Consider the following 17136-nt stretch of genomic DNA (forward strand, 5'->3'; position numbering starts at 1 on the left):
TCCTACGGACCGCCAGTTCGCCTCCGGTTGCTTCCCACCCCGTCTCGCGACGACGCAGTTACCTTCGGCTACGGGGTTATGGCTTACCCCGGTGCGGACTCTCACCGCACTGTGTGCACGCCTTCACGGGCGCACTGGGAGCGATATTCATCTGGGACACGAACTGCTCTCGGTGGGTGACTTTCTTCATGTTCTGGAACTCAACCGGGACGAGCAATATCTGCTTCAACGGATGGTTCAATCAGACATTGACGTGATGGTCAGATTCTACCCCCACCGGAACTGATCAGGCAGCTGCGGCAGGACGTGTGCAGCGTTTCCTGAGGTAACGACACATCTCTTTGAATATCTTATCCTCTCTTGAAGGCTTAAACTTACGACAGTAAAAAACAAAAGAAAATATCGCGGCATTATTCAGGAGCTCTGTCTCAGGGCCAAAATCATGATAACACCTGCTAATTAAATCTTCATTTACACTCATCAACTCCTCAAAGCTAGAAAATTTCACAACATTCAAGACGGCCCAAGACATATCAAAACAGACCGGATAAAATCCGCATCGATCCCAGTCCCATAGCCAACCATCAATAGAATAATTGGCAGCAACCAAATCCCCATGACTAAACACTAGCTTCTCATAAATATTATCGAGTTTTTTTCTGATATCCTTGATATCAGCTAGCTCGCTGCCTGATGCCTCATCAGCCATACGATCAATAAACCTCACTCCTTCCCGATAATGCTGGACATTTAAATAATCCGAAATGCGTGTTTTTTCTTTGCACTCCAAATTTCCACCAATATCCACTTCACTCAACGCCCTCAGGATTTTTCCAATTAAAACAATATTCTCATGCTCTGACATATCGTCATCAGCACTACCATCAATATCAATAAACTCGAAATAAACTACCGACAAATACTTACCAGATTTTTCTTCAATAATCCTGGGGGCTTTGATACACCCACCTTCTAGCTGGCTCTCAAATTCGCCATAAAATTGTTGTAATTTCAGAAAGTCTTCGGATGCTTTAAAAAAGACTTTTTCAAACAACATCCCTTTTTGATCAACAACCTCCCTGTACACATTCAAGCAACCCTCCCCCCATCCTGAACCATGGAAACGCGCATGGGAATAATCTCTAAACTTTATTCTAGAATCATACTTTCTGCATATATCTTCAAAGACTTGATGACTATCTGTTAATTCAGCAAATTTCGCCAAAAGCTTCATATCTGCAACACTGGCACTCCCCGACTTCAGAGCCATATAGCTTTTAAAAAAAAGCCAATTAGCCTTATAGCCGAAAAAACTTATCGACACCGACGAAACAGGAACAAAGCCAACGAAAGACTTATTTATTAAAAGAAAGAAACAGCCTGCCAGTTTCCGCAAAGCCTTCCCATCAATTTTTTTTCCCATTCTCACGACCTGTGCTCCAAAACATCTTGAAATCAACAACCGCTCTTTTCACTGCAGATAAAACGTTTCTCAGGCAGAGAAATATATACTGTTAACTCACGCATGGTCAGCCATCCGTTGAAAGGTCTTATTATTCTCCACCAGTTCATCGTAAGTACCACTATCGATTATGCGACCTGAATCCATCAAATATATACAACTACAAGGTTTCACGGTAGCCAATCGATGAGCAATCATGATGATGGTTTTCTTGCCTGAGAAGTCATGGATGGCCTGCATGACTAGACGTTCTGTAATGCCATCCAAGGCACTGGTAGCTTCATCCAGAACCAGCACTTCAGCATCATCATACAAAGCGCGGGCAATGCCAATGCGTTGGCGCTGACCGCCAGAAAGCTGAATGCCCCGTTCCCCCACCCGAGTGTCCAGGCCATCGGGCAACCGATCAAGCAATTCATCCAGGTGGGCCATCTGAGTCGCACGACGCACTTTTTCGTCGTCAATTTTTTCCAGCGGCAACCCAAAAGCTATGTTCTCCCGAATACTGGCATCGGCCAGGAAGATGCTCTGGGGCACAAAGCCGACACTGTTTTGCCAAGTTCGAAGATTGGACCGGGTCACCGGATGGCCATCCAGTTTCAAATGGCCTTCATCGGGCTCGATGAGTCCAAGCAGAAGATCAATGGCAGTGCTCTTACCGGAACCGGAAGCCCCGACCAGACCAACAACACCATTGACAGGAATCGTTAGATTAATACCGTCAAGCGCGGCTTCTGCCTTTCCAGGATAACGGAAAGTAATATTATCCAGGCAGATGGCATCCCGTGGCACCCATTTTTCCTTTGGTTGAGCGCCGTCGTCACCGTCGCTATCATGATGACTGGCCTCAAGATCACCTTGCAGATTATCGAAAGAGGCGATATTGCCTCGAACTGTCGCCAATCCGCCATAAATCTGCTGGAAGGCTGGCAACAGCTTGAAACCGGCCATGGCATACACGGAGAGGATCGGCAGAATCACCCCAAGATTGCCTTGGTGGGACACCAGTAAATACAACACCAGCATAATAACTGCACCAAAGGCGACAAACTCCATGAGGTAACGCGGTGCTTGGCTCAGTGCCTTGGTGGTACCTTTGGCGCGTCCCAGCTGACGGCTAGAGCGTTCAAACCGGCGATTGAACTCAGCTTGTCGTGCCAAAAGGAGTGTGTCCTTAATGCCACCAAAACCTTCATTCATCAACTTGAATCGATGGCGATTGGTTGCGCTAATCACATTCCCGTTATTGGTCAGTTTACGGCGCACGGTACGGTACAGTACCCAATAGACCGTGCCAAAAAGAGCCACCCCAATCAAGGCAACCCAAGGGTTAAAGAAGAAGATGGCTAATGAAATAAATAGTACCATAACCATCTTGGCGTTCATGTGCATGAGCGGCGTCAGTACATTATCGCTGATACGCCTGCACTCTTGAGCAATCTTGTTGGTGAGCTCGCTGCTGCTGCCATTGGAATGAAACAACCAATTCTGCTTCATATAATGCTTGAACAGGCGAGTACTCAATTCGGCACCAACTTGCTGAGAGTAAAGCGACAACTTCCATGTGGTAAGAATAGATACTAATACAGCTACAGCCAGCACCCCTAGCACCCCCAGCCCCATCCAGAAAAGAAAAGTGGTTGGATCTTCGGCGCCATGGAGGCGATACAAATCACCCAATATTCCTTCACCTTCCAGTCGGCTCATGTCACCAACCACAGCCATGAAGGGCCCGATGGCAGCAATGCTGGCCATTTCCGCAAAAGCCATCGCTACGACGAGAACCTGCAAACGCAATAGGCGTCTACGCTGATCGGTTGTCAACAGACGGTACAGTTTTTTTATGTTGAGCAGCATTGAAGTTGAAAACCTCTCGTCGGTGGGATATACCATGAAAGACACTCCCTCAAATCATAAAATTTCTTCACCAACGTTTTTATTTCAATGGTTCCCATTCACTTTTTATTTTAACCGCACTGCACCTCCAGCCAGCCGCCAGTCTTGTCTGATGAAATTCGGTCACCAACTTCTCACAAGGAGCCATTCTCTCTCTGTCGCATCATTCCAGCTCTGTCGCATCATTCCGGCCTCTGGCAACGATAACCTTAGGTGACAATTTTGATAAAAAATGTTACATATTGCGAGGATGTTGTGAGGTGATTTTTCTCATACCTTAGCGAAGATATTCGGCTCTTCGTCGTTGGGTGTGGAATTTGCCCCCTGAGCTAGGCCAGGATATGACCTCCACTTGGACAGGAGGTACGACATGGACGGCACCCAGATTCTGGGCCTGGGCCTCGTCGACGTCCCGCTGTGCGTCCTGGCAGCCTCGCCCCTGCCGATGAGCTACGGCTGCTTCCCACCCCCGTCTCGCGACGACGCAGTTACCTTCGGCTATGGGGTCATGGCTTTTACCCCGGTGCGGACTCTCACCGCACTGTGTGCACGCCTTCACGGGCGCACTGGGAGCGACGGTTCGGCGCTCCGACTTCAGATCCGGTTCGGCGCCTCGACGATGGCGCCGTCAGGTGCCTTGGGGGTATCGCCGCCGCTGCGCGGCGGATCGCGCAATAAATTGCGCTCCCACAAGGGTTCTTCGCCTCCTTTACTCCAAAAGGCGATGATCCCCATACATTGCGCTCCCATAGCATCTGGCTCAGGTGCGATGAATGGTGTGCATGCCCGGGGGTGACGTCGATGACTTCGCGCGATCAAAGGGCGCTTCGGGTAGCGTCAGCAGGTCGCCCAGGTAGCGCAGGCCATACTCGCTATAGCAGGTGGACATGCTGGAGCCCGGGGTAAAGGTCAGCTCGCCGAGGATCGGCACGCCATCATTGTCGTAGAAATCCATGCGCACGAACGGGAAGGGCTGCGCCAGCTGCTCGGCATAGGCCACCATCTCCTCGAAACACGCGGGTCGCTCGGGTGGCGTGTCACGCTGCAGGGTCTCGAAGGAGATCGCCAAGCGGTTCCACGCCAGGTCGAAGAAGTCGAGCTTCAGCTCGCGCTCTCGCTCCGAACATACCTCGACCAGTTTGGCCACGCCGTTGAAGCAGTAGATCTTGTAGTCCATGGGCAGCTGACCTGCCCTGTTCTCGATATAGCGTTCGAGGATGATCCTGGGGGTGATCTCGTCATAGTGCGGCTCGAGATTGCCCTGGCCGAACTTCTCTCCCATCCATGTCGTCAGCTTGCGCTTGACCGCCTCCGGGTCGAGTTCGTGCTTGTTTCGAGTGACGATATTGTAGCCACAGCCATGCGTGCACTTCAGGGCGAATCGCTGCGGGAGTTCTTCCCAGTCGATCTCCTCGGGGGAGTCGTAGACTGCGAGGATCGTGTTGAGGGCGTTGCCGCCCCCCTGGCGGGTCACATACTGATGCATTTCGTACTTATCCGCGCAGAGCGTCATCAGCGGGTCGCGCCAATAGATCTTGAGCCACTGCAGCTTTTCGTTGAAGTCTCTGGGATTTCTGACGTTGAGATATTTTCCCGTCTTCCTGAAATAGAGGAGCTGGGCGGCGATGACAGGGGAAACCCTGCTGATACGATGGAGCATCGAGCGCCATAGGCGACGGCGTGTCTTTTTTATCATGAGAAGTCTCCCCTTCCTTCAGTGTCCTTGGCTGCGGTGTGATATTGATAGCCGTGCTCAGCTCGCCGCCTGCGCCATGACCGCGGCCAAGGCCTGGCAGGTTGCCTCTATCTCTTGCGGGGTCAGGGTAGGATGACAGAGGAACATCAGGCTGGTGTCGCCAAGTTCACGCGCCACCGGCAGCCGCGTTTCGGGTCGCCACCCGGTACCCTCGAAGGCCTGTTCGAGATAGATCTCGGAACAGGAGCCGCTGAAGCAGGGCACGCCGTGCGCCACGATGTCAGCGATGATGCGCTCACGACTCCAGCCGGGCTGGAGCCGCTGGGGCTCGACGAAGACATAGCACTTGTAGGCGGCATGCTGGCTGGACTCGGGCACAGGTGGCACGCGCAGCCCGGGGCACTCGCGGGCACACTGCCAGATGCGCTCGGCGTTGGCGCGGCGAGTCGCCGACCAGTCGGGCAGGCGGCGCAGCTGGATGCGGCCGATCGCCGCCTGCATCTCGGTGAGGCGCCAGTTGGAGCCCAGGCTATGGTGCAGCCAGCGAAAACCGGGCGAATGTGGCTGCTGGTAAACCGCGTGCCAGCTCTTGCCGTGATCCTTGTAGGCCCACATGCGTTGCCACAGGTCGGGGTCGTTGGTGGTCACCATGCCGCCTTCCCCGCCGGTGGTCATGATCTTGTCCTGGCAGAAGGACCAGCAGCCCACCTTGCCGAGGGTGCCGACGCTCTGGCCGCGATAGCGGGCACCGTGGGCCTGAGCGCAGTCTTCGATGATAGGGATGCCGTTGCGCGACAGCGTCAGCAGCTCGTCCATGTCGCAGGGCCAGCCCGCCAGGTGCACGGCGATGATGGCGCGGGTGGCCGGGGTGATCACCGCGACCACGCTGGCCAGATGGATGTTCTGAGAGTCGCGGTCCACGTCGGCGAACACCGGCGTGGCTCCCACCGCCGCGATGCAGGAGGCGGAGGCGACAAAGGTGCGCGAGGTGACGATGACTTCATCCCCGGGGCCGATGCCCAGGCCGCGCAGGGCCAGTTCGAGGGCCAGGGTGCCGTTGCTGACGGCGATGGCGTATTCGCTGCCCACCGCGTCGGCGAACTCCTGTTCGAAGTCGCGACACTCGGTGCCCGTCCAGTAGTTGACCCGGTTGGAGAGCAGGACGCGCTGGACGGCCGCGGCCTCCTCCTCGGTAAAGGAGGGCCAGGCGGAAAAGGGGCCATCAAGCATCGTGCACCTCCCGCTTGAGCAGTTCGCTCTCCTTCATGACGATCGGCCGCGCGTCGACGTCGCGCAGGAAGATCAAGTCGTCCTCGAAGGTGTAGTGCTTGTAGGCGGTGGCGAAGGCGCCGGGGTCCAGGTTGGCTTCCAGGTAATCGAGCGGCAGGTTGGCGCCCGCCTGGGCCAGGACGGACATGAAGGCGACGAACCGCACGTTGATCTCGGTGATCATGGGCTGGCCGTTTGCCGCTTCCTTGAGGTCTGCCGTGAACACCCCGTGCGGTTTGGCGCCATGCTGGCGGAACACCTCCCGGATGGCGTCGTCGGCAATCTCGACCAGCTGCGGCTCGTTGAGCAGGCGCCCGAACGACGTGTTGCCGGTGATACCGGAGGGCGACACCTTCGCCATGATGTACGCCAGCCGCTCGGCACACGCGGAGCGCAGTAGCTGGCCATCGCGATAGAGCAGCTTGCAGGCCAGGTTTCGGCCCGGCAGGAATTCCGAGGCGATGAACTCCCCCACGGCGGGATTGATGCGCATCCATTCGTCGAGCTCTCCTTGGCTTGCCACCTTGAGGGAGCCCAGGCCGCTCGAGCCCACGGTGGCGCGCACCCAGAAGGGATAAGGCAGCGACACGTCGTCGATATTGGCACCATTGGCGAAATGGGCATGCGCCGGGATGTAGGGCTTGTCGTGCAGCGCGTGATGCATGGCTTTCTTGTCGAGCAGCACCCGGCTCGTCTGGTAGTCGGGCACGAAGGCCTCACAGGGCAGGGCCTGCGCCTCCCTGGCCCTGGCCCAGGTCAGGACCTCCACTTCGGGCATCACCACGGCGAAGGCGATCTCGTAGCGGTCGACGAGCCGGCCGATGGCCGGCCAGTAGGCCTCGCTGGAACACTCTGGCACCACCTGGGTCGCGATGTAGCTGTCGCGATCATAAAGCCCGATGGCCAGGGGGTTCGAGTCGACGCCCACGAAGCGATAGCGTTCGCATCCCGAATCGAGGATCGACCTGACGAAGCTGCGGGGGGTGGGGCCGCCTACCCCTGTCACGAGAATAGTGATCCTGTCACTCATGGTGGTTGATCCTATCGTTGGTTGATCGCGCCCCTTGAAACCGAGGCATGCCGACCTCGTTGGCATGGGAGATACCTTCACGGCTGAACACTTTCTTGACCGTCAACAACAGGATCCAGACATCCAGCCGGAGAGACTGATGCTCGACGTACCAGACGTCGAAGTGAAACTTCTCCTCCCAGGTAATGGCGTTGCGCCCGTTCACCTGGGCCCACCCGGTGACACCGGGGCGCACCTCGTGGCGCCGGAACTGCTCGCGGGTATAGAGGGGGAGATACTCCATCAACAGCGGGCGCGGCCCCACCAGGCTCATGTCGCCCTTGAGCACGTTCCAGAGCTCCGGCAGTTCGTCGAGGCTGGTGGCACGCAGGCGCTTGCCGAAAGGCGTGTGGCGCTGATCGGAGGGCAGCGGCTGGCCCTGGGCATCCCGGGTATCGAGCATGGTACGGAACTTGACCATGCGGAACGGCTGGCCGTGGCGCCCAGGGCGCTGCTGGGTAAAGAACACCGGCGAGCCAAGCTTGAGGCGGACCAGCAGCGCGACGCCCAGCAATACCGGAGACAGCAGCAGCAGCAGCATGCCGGCGACCAGAATGTCCATCAGGCGCTTGATCATGAGCAGCCCATCTCCTTCAACATGACGGCGTTGACCTTGCGCACGTCGTACTTGTCCACGGCGACCTCGCGTGAGCGCTCGCCCATGCGCTCGGCGAGCTCAGGCGTCTCGAGGAAGCGCTGCATGGCCTCGGTGAGCCCCTCGACATCACGCGGCGGGACCAGATAGCCGTTCTGGCCATCCACCACGGTCTCGCGACAGCCGGGGGTGTCGGTGGTGATCACCGGCCTGCCCATGGAGAGCGCTTCGAGAATGGTGCGCGGGATCCCTTCACGGTAGTAGGTGGGCAGCACGAAGACGCTCGCGCTTTCCAGCGCCTGACGGACATCGGTGAGCTTGCCCAGGTAGGTGATCACGCCGTCTTTCCCCCATTGCGCCAGTTCCTGGAGGGTGATCGAACGCGGGTTGCTGTCCAGGGCACCGACCAGCTGGAACTCGGCGTCGGGATAGCGTTCCTTGAGGCGATAGGCGGCGGCGGCATACTCGCGGATGCCCTTGTCGATCAGCAGCCGGGCGACCAGGACGAAGGTGACACGATGCGACCGGTGACGACGCGGCGCATAGTGATCGAGATCGACGCCGGAGCCGTTGACCACCACCGAGGGCGTGGCGCCATTGAGCACGCCGAGCTCACGGAACAGCGTCTGATCATCGATGTTCTGGAAGAAGACCTTGTGGGCATGGCGCAGCGCCCGACGATAGAGGCGGGTGACGATGGCACTGACCAACCGCTGCCGCCGGCTTTTCTTGGCGTCCAGGAAGGTGTAGCCGAGCCCGGTGATCAGCGCGTAGCGATGGGGGCAGCCGCCCATGGCGGCGGCCAGGGTGCCGAAGATCACCGGCTTGATGGTGTAGCCCAGCACATGGTCAGGATTGATGCGCCGCACCAGCCGAATCAGCTCGATCAAGGTGCGAATGTCGCCCAGCGGGCTCATGCCCGTCCGATCGAGATGAATCTCATGAGGATAGGCCCCCAGCGCCGTGAGCTTGGCGTATACCTCGCTGTCCGGTGTCAGCCGGGGCGCGGCGGCATGCACGGTCAGCCCCTGGGCGATCAGGTCGGCGATCAGGTGGCCGCGAAAATGAATCAGCGACCCTGGCGCCCCGGCGATGATGAGAAATTTCATGGCGTGTCCTTGTCCGGTCATGTGGCGGAGCTCAGGCAGCCGCTCCATACCTCGTTGTACGACGACACCATCCGATCGATGGTGAAGTGCTCCCCGATCCTCGCGACACAGGCCTGGCGGCGCTGCTCCCAGGCGGCGGGGGCTGCGTCACGCTCGTTCAAGGCAGACTCGATGGCATCCGCGAGCCGCTGAGGGTCACGGGGGGGCACGACCCAGCCGGTGTCATCGATGATCTGGTCGGTATCGCCCACATCCGTGCCGACGCAGGGGGTAGCGCAGGCCATGGCCTCGGCGATGACGTTGGGGAACGCCTCGCCGAAGGCGCTCGAGAGGATATGCAGGTCCAGGCTGTTCATGATGGCGGGAATGTCCGAGCGTCGACCCAGCAAACGAACATGGGAGGCGAGCCCGAGCTCCTCGATCCAGCCGGCCAGTGCCGTGTTGTCGGCATCGAGTGAGGCCCCCACCAGCAGGCAGAGCACGTCGTGACCACGCGCCTTGAGCTCGGCCAGGGCCTTGAGCAAGGTCGGGTGGTCCTTCTGCACATTGAAGCGCCCTACCATGCCCAGCAGCGGACGTGAGGCATCGATATCCAGTCGTTCGCGGCGGTAGGCGGCGATCTCGCCGGGTGCGAAGGGGCGGTAATCGGAGAGGTCGTAGCCATTGGGGATCACGACCATCTTCGCTCCCCGATAGCCCAGCGCTTCATGCAGCCGCAGCGCCTCGCTGGCACAGCACACGATGCGCCGGGGCACCAGTCCGGAGAGCCTGGCACAGAGGCGCGCCGCGAGAATCGAGGAGCGCGAGCTCTGCCCCGCCTCCAGGGCGGTATGCCGGATTCCCCAGCAGACCAGCCGGATGCCGGCCAGGCGAGCGGAGAGTCCGCCCAGCAGGTCGGGGTGGTACATCCAGGTCTGCACGAGGTCGGGGCGGTAGCGGCGCATGGCGCGCCATAGCCGGACCATCCCGCCCAGCGAGACGCCCTGGCGAGAGAAGCCCATGGAGACGACCTCGGCACCCTGCTCACGAAGCGGGGCTTCGAGGTCTCCGCCGCCGATCAGGGTCAAGACGGTATGACGATTGCGCGTATCACTGGTGCAGAGACGAAACAGGGCCGACTGGGCCCCGCCCGGAAACAGACTGCTGATGACATGGACGATATGCATGGTCGAATCTCGTGGAGAGGGAAAACGCCGGCGGAGTCATTCCGACGTGAAACGCTGCTTCATCCATTCGAGGACGCCAAAAGGCACCAGCGATAACAGCGTCCACTTGAGGCAGTAGCCCAGGTTGTGCTGCCAGAACAGCGAACCGGGTAGCCGGGTCAGCGGCAGCGCGACGCGCTTCTTCTTCTGCTCAAGCCAGGCGTACTTGATCATCTTGTTGGCATAGAGCCGCAACCAGCGTTCTTCTTCATCGCAGAGGCAGGGTCTGAGCTCCTCGACCATATGGCGGAAGAGTTCGATGGAGGGCGTGCTGTTACGTGACACGCCCTGCATGTCGCCGTTGTAGATGGAGGCCACGTGCGGCGACCAGATCATCTGCTTCAAGCGCGCCAACAGCGCTACCCAGGCATAGAGGTCGCCGGAGCGGTCGGTCCGTCCTTCCGGAAAGACACGATGGGTGGCCAGGGCGCGGCGCTTGAGCAGCACCGAGTTGGTGCCCATCGCCCTAAGCCCCATGCAGGCGTGCTGCAGGTAGTCCGTGAGATAGAGCACCTGGGGCCCCTGCCTTGTATAGCGCTGTGCGTAGGGGTCGAGTTGCTGTTGACTGCCTGTCTGCGTCAGGCGTGCCGCGCTGATGATCGGCACATCCGGATAGCGCAGGGCGAGGCTCATGGCATGGTCGAGGTGATTGGCCATCCAGATGTCATCGGCATCGAGAAAGGCCACCCAGTCGCCGCGCGCCTCCTTGATGCCGAAGTTGCGGGCCGCATAGCCACCGGGGCCGGGCACGCTTCGCTTGAGCACCCGCACACGGGGGTCGCGGAATGCAGCCACCCTATCCAGGCTGCGATCCTGCGAGGCGTCATCGACGACAAGAACTTCCAGCTTCGGGTAGCTCTGGTTCAATACGGAGTCGAGTGCCCTGGCCACATAACGTTCCTTGTTGTAGACGGGGATGATCACGCTGACGAGGGCCCGCATAGTATTCTCCAGTTCCCGGTGATGACGAACTTGCTTGCGTACGCTTTCCTTGACCTTTCTTGTTACTTTTTACGCCTTACGCCTTACGCCTTACGCCTTACGCCTTACGCCTTACGCTTTAGTCTTTAGGTTTCATGGTGACTCGCCCTTCCCCCTTCCTCAGCCTGCACCTGATCCTGGCGCTGATCGGAACGGAAGGGTGAACAGGAGGCGTAGCAGATGCCCATGCCGATCATCATCCAGATGAGACGCGCCGAGTAGCCCTTGAAGATGAAGGGTTCCTTGATCTCGGCGATGAACATGATGATCATCAGCACGATCCAGACGCTCTTGTAGTGAGTGAGGTTGAAGAGATACTTCGCCAGGAAGGCATAGAAGCAGTAGAAAGCCAGAGCGAGCGGAATCCCCAGGGCGGTGAGCATGCGCATGTAACCGGCATCCACACTTCCCTGAAGGGTAAAGTCTCCCCAGTGAGCACCGACGCCGAAGAGCAGCTTCCCCCATTTATTGGGAATATCAAACATATTGGCAATGGCTCGCGTGGTACCCTCCTCCTGCAGGCCTTCGATACCTTCATAGAGGAAGCTGATGGAATAGGCGAGCACGTTATCGGGGAAGAATATCGAGAAGACCGGTGGTGCCAACACGATGATCACCGCCAGACTGACATAGAGGAATAAGCGACGGAGTGATAGCTTGTCCCTGGCCATCATGAGGTTCAGGGCGTGAAAGGACACGATGCCGATAAACCCGATCAGAATGCCGGTACGGCCGATAAACAGCAGGGAGGTGAAGATCGTCACGGAGGCGACCAGCGTGTAGACAACCCCAATCTTGTGCTTGATATAGAGCGCCTGGATGATGACCAGCACCATGCCGTGGAACAGGGAAAGGTTGGCCGCTCCCCCCGAGGCGATACCCCGCAGGCGATACTCCCGTGTCAGGTAGTTGATATTGGAATTTTCCGGCAGGTAGAGCATGGATTCAATAATGGCCCGGAAGGCAGGTACCCGGTACTCGATGACAATGATCAGCGCATTGACAAAGACAACGAAGGTCACCAGCTTGAAGATCAAGGTGATCACCTGATCCATATCCAGTGCCCTCTGCATCAGGCTCATGGCCAGCACCAGTCCGAGCATGAGGTAGATACAGACCTGGATCAGATAGGTCTGAAACGCAGTGGTGAACTCAACGGAGTAGATGGCCACTACGACCAGGTTGTAAATGGCAAACAGGCAAAGAACGATAAAGACCATGAGCACGGATTCTAGCGCCAGTACCTTGAAGGCAAGGCGATAGTGCCTCAGCAGGAGAAAAGCGGTGGCCAGCATGCCACCGTGCAGCACCATGACGCGCAGGTCGAAGTAAGGCGCCAACAGATAGAGATAGAGGAAGAGCGTCAGCATGGCGACGTTCGAGTAGCTCAAGCCGTGCAGATAACGGAATCCACGGAAGCTATCAGCATCTGCTGTGCGAGTCTGATATTTCACGGCATTCTACCCTCATGGTTAGCCGGCTGAGTGCGGTGCCGGGCCGGAGTTACCCCCGGCCCGCAACAGCTCGATCATTTGTAGGCGTAGTTGTAATAGCCGTAGCCATAGCTGATCGCAGCGGTCTTCTCGATGGCGTTGAGCACGCAGCCCTTCACCTGAATACCGGTGCTCTCGAGACGACGGGTGGCGATCTTGACCTCGCGCACGGGGTTAACTCCGAAACGTGCGACCATGAGGGTGGTACCGACCACCCTGCCGATCAGCGAGGCATCGGTAACGGCCAGGACGGGCGGCGTATCGATGAAGACCAGGTCGAAATCCTGACCGACACTCTCGACGAGGTCGGCAAAGTTCTGCCGCATCAAAAGCTCCGAGGGGTTGGGCGGTGCCACGCCACGCTTCATGTAGTAGAGGTTGGGCACGTCGCAGCCGTGTATGGCCTCCTGCAGCGACAGCTTGCCGGAGAGCGCTTCGGAGAGCCCACCCTTGGAGTCATCGTTGAAGATATGATGCAGGTTACCCTTCCGCATGTCCGCATCAATGATCAGCACTCTTTGGCCGGCCTGGGCGCACACGAAGGCAAGGTTGGCCGAAACGAAGCTCTTGCCGATACCCGGACTCGGACCGGTGATCATGATGGCGTTGTTACGGGCATCCATCATCGCGAAGTGCAGGCTGGTACGCAGGCCGCGAATTGACTCGGTGGCCATATCGGTCGGATAGAGCTTGGCCAGAAAGCTACCGATGGCATGCGAGGAGGCCTTGTCATTGCGCGACTTCACCCGCTTGACGAGCTTCATCTGGTCATTGGAACGCGGCACGGTAGCGTAGACCGGAATACCGAGGTCTTCCAACTGCTCGGCGCTCTCGATGCCCTTGTTGAGCATGCTGCGCAGCAGGATCAGACAGACGGCCAGGACCAGACCGGCGAGCATGGCGGCGATCACGATCATTGCCGACTTGGGCTTGATCGGCCCGGTAGAGACCGCGGCGAAGTCGATGATGCGCACGTTGCCCACGGTCGCGGCCTTGGCGATATTGAGCTCCTGCATGCGATTGAGCAGCTGCACATAGATCTGCTGGGTGACCTCGACGTCACGCGTCATGCGCAGGATCTGCTGCTGCGTCTCGGGCAGGGTGCCGGTGCGCTCCTCCAGCTTGGCCTTCTCACGCTGTAACTGGGCACGTTGTTCCAGGAGAGCGGCATACTGGGGGTGGTTTGGCGTGAAGCGCCGCGAGATCTCCGACTCCTGCATCTCCAGGTCGTTGAGCTTGCTCTCGATGTCCAGCATGCTGCTGAGCACGTTCTGCGTCTCCTGGTTCAGGTCGACGCTGTCCTGTTCAGAGCGGTATTCGTTGAGCCGATTCTCGGCCTCGACCAACTGCTCACGCACGTTCGGCAGCTGCCGGTCGAGGAACTCGAGGCTCTTTTCCGCCTCGGCCGCTTGCCGGGCGATGTTCTGGGTAAGATACACTTCGGCGATGGTATCGAGGGTGGCGCCCACCTCGGCACGGTCAGGCCCGGTGAGGAGCAGTTGCAGCACACCGGTATCGCTCTCCCCCCGCTGACTGACGCTGAAGCGTGACTTGAGACTGTTGATGGCCGCCTGCTCGCTACGCTTGACCACCTGGAACTGGGCCCCGGCGGGTGCCTGGAGCTCGCTGACCCGGATTTCGATCCAGGGTTCTTCGGAAGTGACACGCTCACCGGGCATACCAGAGAGAAGCGGCTCACCTTCCTGGTCAAGCAGGCGATAGCCGCCTCCATTAGTCACCTCGAGAATCAGCGGCCGGTTCACCAGCTCAGGCGCGGTACTCAGGGAGTCGACCGCAAGGCTCTCGCCGCCCCAGATCTCAGGCCTGCCTTCGGCAAATCCTGGCCGGGAAATATCGTTGCGAATCAGATAGTCGCCGATCACGGGTACCGTCACCGGGAACACGGCGATATCCAGCTTCTGCTGATTCGCCGCGCGTCCGATGATCATCCGTGAACGCAGTATTTCCATCTGTGCCGCTGTTCTGGGCTCTTCTTCAAGCAGCATGGCGGCAATCTCGTCGGCGCCACTGGAGTTGCCAGTCTTTTCGACCTGGACCAGGGCGTCACCCTGATAGATGGGCGTCGCTAGCGTGGAGTAGACCATCCCACCCAGACCGAAGAGCAGTGTCAGGAAGATGATCTTCCACTTGTTATCCAGGAGAAGGCCAAACATGCGCCCTAGGTCAACATTTTCATCATTCGGAGATGGCATGCTCGTGGCAGCGGGAATCGCTCGCCCTAACTGGACTGGATTGCTGTTGGTATTCAAGCTATTCATGTTGACCTCGTCCCTCGAGGGCAGGTAGTCGGCAGACCGGAAATCGCGACAATGAGGGTGACGACCGCTATCCCGGTGGATTACACGGAGATGCTGGTCATCACCCTCAAGCGTGGCGCATTAGAGGTCGCCCACATCGGTTGCCGAATCCGCCACGTTGCCGGGCAGGCTGATAGAAGGCAGCAGCAAGCTGATGACATTGTTCCAGCGAGCCAAGGGCGCGGAGGTCACGTAGACCACATCCTGCGGCTGTAACGGGAAGTAAGACCCCATGTTCAGCGCTACCGCATTGGAGATGTCGAGCTGGAAAACGGTCGCCATCTTCTCGCTGCCTGGCCCGTTGCCACGGATCACGAAGATACCGGAGGGCTCGGCGCGGGACTCGACGACACCACCGGCCCGCGACAGGGCGTCCGTCAGGGTCAGGTGCTCCCGCCCGGCGAGGATCTGGCCGGGGTTACGCACCTGTCCCATGATGGCAATCCCCTGGTTTTCGGCCGAAGAGACATGCAGGACGTCGCCGGGACGCATCAATCTGTTTTGCGTCATGTCGCCATTCTTGAGCATCTCATAGAGCGACACGGTGATTTCCTCGCCGTCTCGATTGAGGGTCACGTGATGCCAGTTGGCGTTATCCGCAGCGCCCCCCGCCTGACTGACGGCGTCCAATAGTGTGATGGGCACGTTGGTGATGGGTTGAACCCCGGGATTTTCAACGGCGCCGCTGACATAGAATTTCTTGGAGCGGAAAGCCGCCACGCTGACCTCGAGCTGGGGGTCGGCGATGTAGGTGGACAGCCGATTGGTGAGTATCCGACGAATTTCCGCTACCGTCTTGCCCTCCACCTGGATATTGCCGATGTAGGGGTAGTAGATGGAGCCATCGGAATGCACCAGGGTGCCGGACTCTTCGGCACTACGCTCGCTTCCCGCCGGAATCGTCAGCTCTGGGTGGTCATAGACGATGATATTGAGCACATCCCCGGCGCCTACCTGATACTGATAGTTCTCCATCTGGCGGAGCATGTCGGTCGACATGTTCCGTGAGGTCGGCTCTGTGCTCTGGGTACGGTACGTCGAAATCAGGGATGGCGTGATCGGGACGATATTGACCTGATCATCAAGCGACACCTGCTCGGTCGCCTCATAGTCGATGTGGCCGCCGGGCGCCATGGAACAGCCCGTCATCGCACCTACGGGCAAGAGTGAGATGGCAAACCACGCGCCATGGACAAGCCTCTTCATTGTTTTTTCCTCCCTTGCTGCAAGGATATTCGGCGACCGTGTGCTGAGGTCAGAATGAAACATGCTTTTTCCCCTCTAAGTCATCCCGCTGTGTTTCGTCTTGCTATGTTTCATCGGTCTGTTCTTCATCGATCTGTTCTTCATCGATCTGTTCTTCATCGGTCTGTGCGTCATCCAGAAGAGCTGTCAGCGTCATCGTGAGCGTGTGATAAACCATTCAAAGGTTGCCACCCTTGCTAATGCTGCCACTGAATGCGCTTCCGTCTTTGGCTCTCGCCCTGCGTTAATCTTGCCTTTCGTATCACGTCTCTCTTTTCTCGTTTTTCTCTTGAACATTACGTCGGTAATCAGCACGTCGGTTGTAAGCAACATCAGAAAGATCAGAAAGCTGATTGTTACAGCCTCTCAATAATGATTACACAAGGTTACACATTTATCGAATCATTGATCAGGTGAAATTTCTCATACCAAATTGCCGCTATCGCAGGAGTCATCACGAATGGAAAGAAATACCAAAATAATGTATTTCATTGTTATTTAAGACTTATCTCTTACCATAAGAAAACAGGAAAGGAGACATCTTGATGGAAGGATCGGGGCTATCCATTAGTACTGAGGATTAGTACTGAGCATTAGTACTGAGCAACACCCAACGGCGAGAATGAGAGCTATAGTGCTTGACAGTATTAGTTTTTTAGTACGATTAAGACCATGACGCGTCAGGACTCGGCGGGGCTGACCAGAATGCGCGGCATGCCCTGTACTTTTAGTGCGGGGAAGGATAGCGCGGGTCGCGAAGCGGCCCTCAATGTGGGCGGGCTTGCTGCTCAATATACT

At 57.8% G+C, this 17136-nt stretch carries 13 protein-coding genes; all 13 read right to left on the reverse strand.

What is annotated here, in order from left to right; translation table 11 throughout:
* Positions 1-286 precede the first annotated feature (286 nt).
* The 13 genes from FEI13_RS18020 to FEI13_RS18075 all read right to left on the reverse strand — a co-directional run bounded on the left by FEI13_RS18020 (position 287) and on the right by FEI13_RS18075 (position 16299).
* Positions 287-1429, reverse strand: a complete 1143-nt coding sequence (locus FEI13_RS18020; protein ID WP_138182888.1) for a phosphotransferase — start codon at positions 1427-1429, stop codon at positions 287-289.
* Positions 1430-1519: 90 nt separating this feature from the next.
* A complete protein-coding gene (locus FEI13_RS18025) occupies positions 1520-3355 on the reverse strand; it encodes an ABC transporter ATP-binding protein (protein WP_240036570.1) in 1836 nt (611 codons plus the stop codon).
* A gap of 597 nt (positions 3356-3952) precedes the next feature.
* Entirely contained in the window at positions 3953-4093 is a 141-nt protein-coding gene (locus tag FEI13_RS19130) for a hypothetical protein (protein WP_158294570.1), read from the reverse strand.
* Between the two features lie 25 nt (positions 4094-4118).
* Complete coding sequence (locus FEI13_RS18030; RefSeq protein ID WP_138182889.1) at positions 4119-5054, reverse strand: ATP-grasp fold amidoligase family protein; 936 nt, start codon at positions 5052-5054, stop codon at positions 4119-4121.
* Between the two features lie 57 nt (positions 5055-5111).
* Entirely contained in the window at positions 5112-6284 is a 1173-nt protein-coding gene (locus FEI13_RS18035; RefSeq protein WP_138182890.1) for a DegT/DnrJ/EryC1/StrS family aminotransferase, read from the reverse strand.
* Positions 6277-7353: an ATP-grasp domain-containing protein gene (locus FEI13_RS19300; protein ID WP_204758423.1), complete on the reverse strand. Its 1077-nt coding sequence runs from the start codon at positions 7351-7353 to the stop codon at positions 6277-6279. The genes FEI13_RS18035 and FEI13_RS19300 overlap by 8 nt, the downstream gene beginning before the upstream one ends.
* On the reverse strand, positions 7346-7969 hold the full coding sequence (locus FEI13_RS18045; protein ID WP_138182891.1) for a sugar transferase: 624 nt from the start codon (positions 7967-7969) through the stop codon (positions 7346-7348). Before FEI13_RS18045 ends, FEI13_RS19300 begins: the two co-directional genes overlap by 8 nt.
* On the reverse strand, positions 7966-9096 hold the full coding sequence (locus tag FEI13_RS18050) for a glycosyltransferase family 4 protein (RefSeq protein WP_138182892.1): 1131 nt from the start codon (positions 9094-9096) through the stop codon (positions 7966-7968). The genes FEI13_RS18045 and FEI13_RS18050 overlap by 4 nt, the downstream gene beginning before the upstream one ends.
* A gap of 17 nt (positions 9097-9113) precedes the next feature.
* Complete coding sequence (locus tag FEI13_RS18055) at positions 9114-10262, reverse strand: glycosyltransferase (RefSeq protein WP_138182893.1); 1149 nt, start codon at positions 10260-10262, stop codon at positions 9114-9116.
* A gap of 36 nt (positions 10263-10298) precedes the next feature.
* Entirely contained in the window at positions 10299-11243 is a 945-nt protein-coding gene (locus FEI13_RS18060; protein WP_138182894.1) for a glycosyltransferase family 2 protein, read from the reverse strand.
* A 125-nt stretch (positions 11244-11368) separates the two neighbouring features.
* The gene (locus tag FEI13_RS18065; protein WP_138182895.1) at positions 11369-12736 is read right to left on the reverse strand and encodes a hypothetical protein; all 1368 of its coding nucleotides are present in this window, start codon (positions 12734-12736) and stop codon (positions 11369-11371) included.
* 74 nt (positions 12737-12810) lie between these two features.
* On the reverse strand, positions 12811-15054 hold the full coding sequence (locus FEI13_RS18070; RefSeq protein WP_204758424.1) for a polysaccharide biosynthesis tyrosine autokinase: 2244 nt from the start codon (positions 15052-15054) through the stop codon (positions 12811-12813).
* Positions 15055-15174: 120 nt separating this feature from the next.
* On the reverse strand, positions 15175-16299 hold the full coding sequence (locus FEI13_RS18075; protein WP_138182899.1) for a polysaccharide export protein: 1125 nt from the start codon (positions 16297-16299) through the stop codon (positions 15175-15177).
* Between the last annotated feature and the right edge of the window lie 837 nt (positions 16300-17136).

The sequence above is a fragment of the Halomonas urmiana genome (assembly GCF_005780185.1).
GTDB classification, from domain to species: domain Bacteria; phylum Pseudomonadota; class Gammaproteobacteria; order Pseudomonadales; family Halomonadaceae; genus Halomonas; species Halomonas urmiana.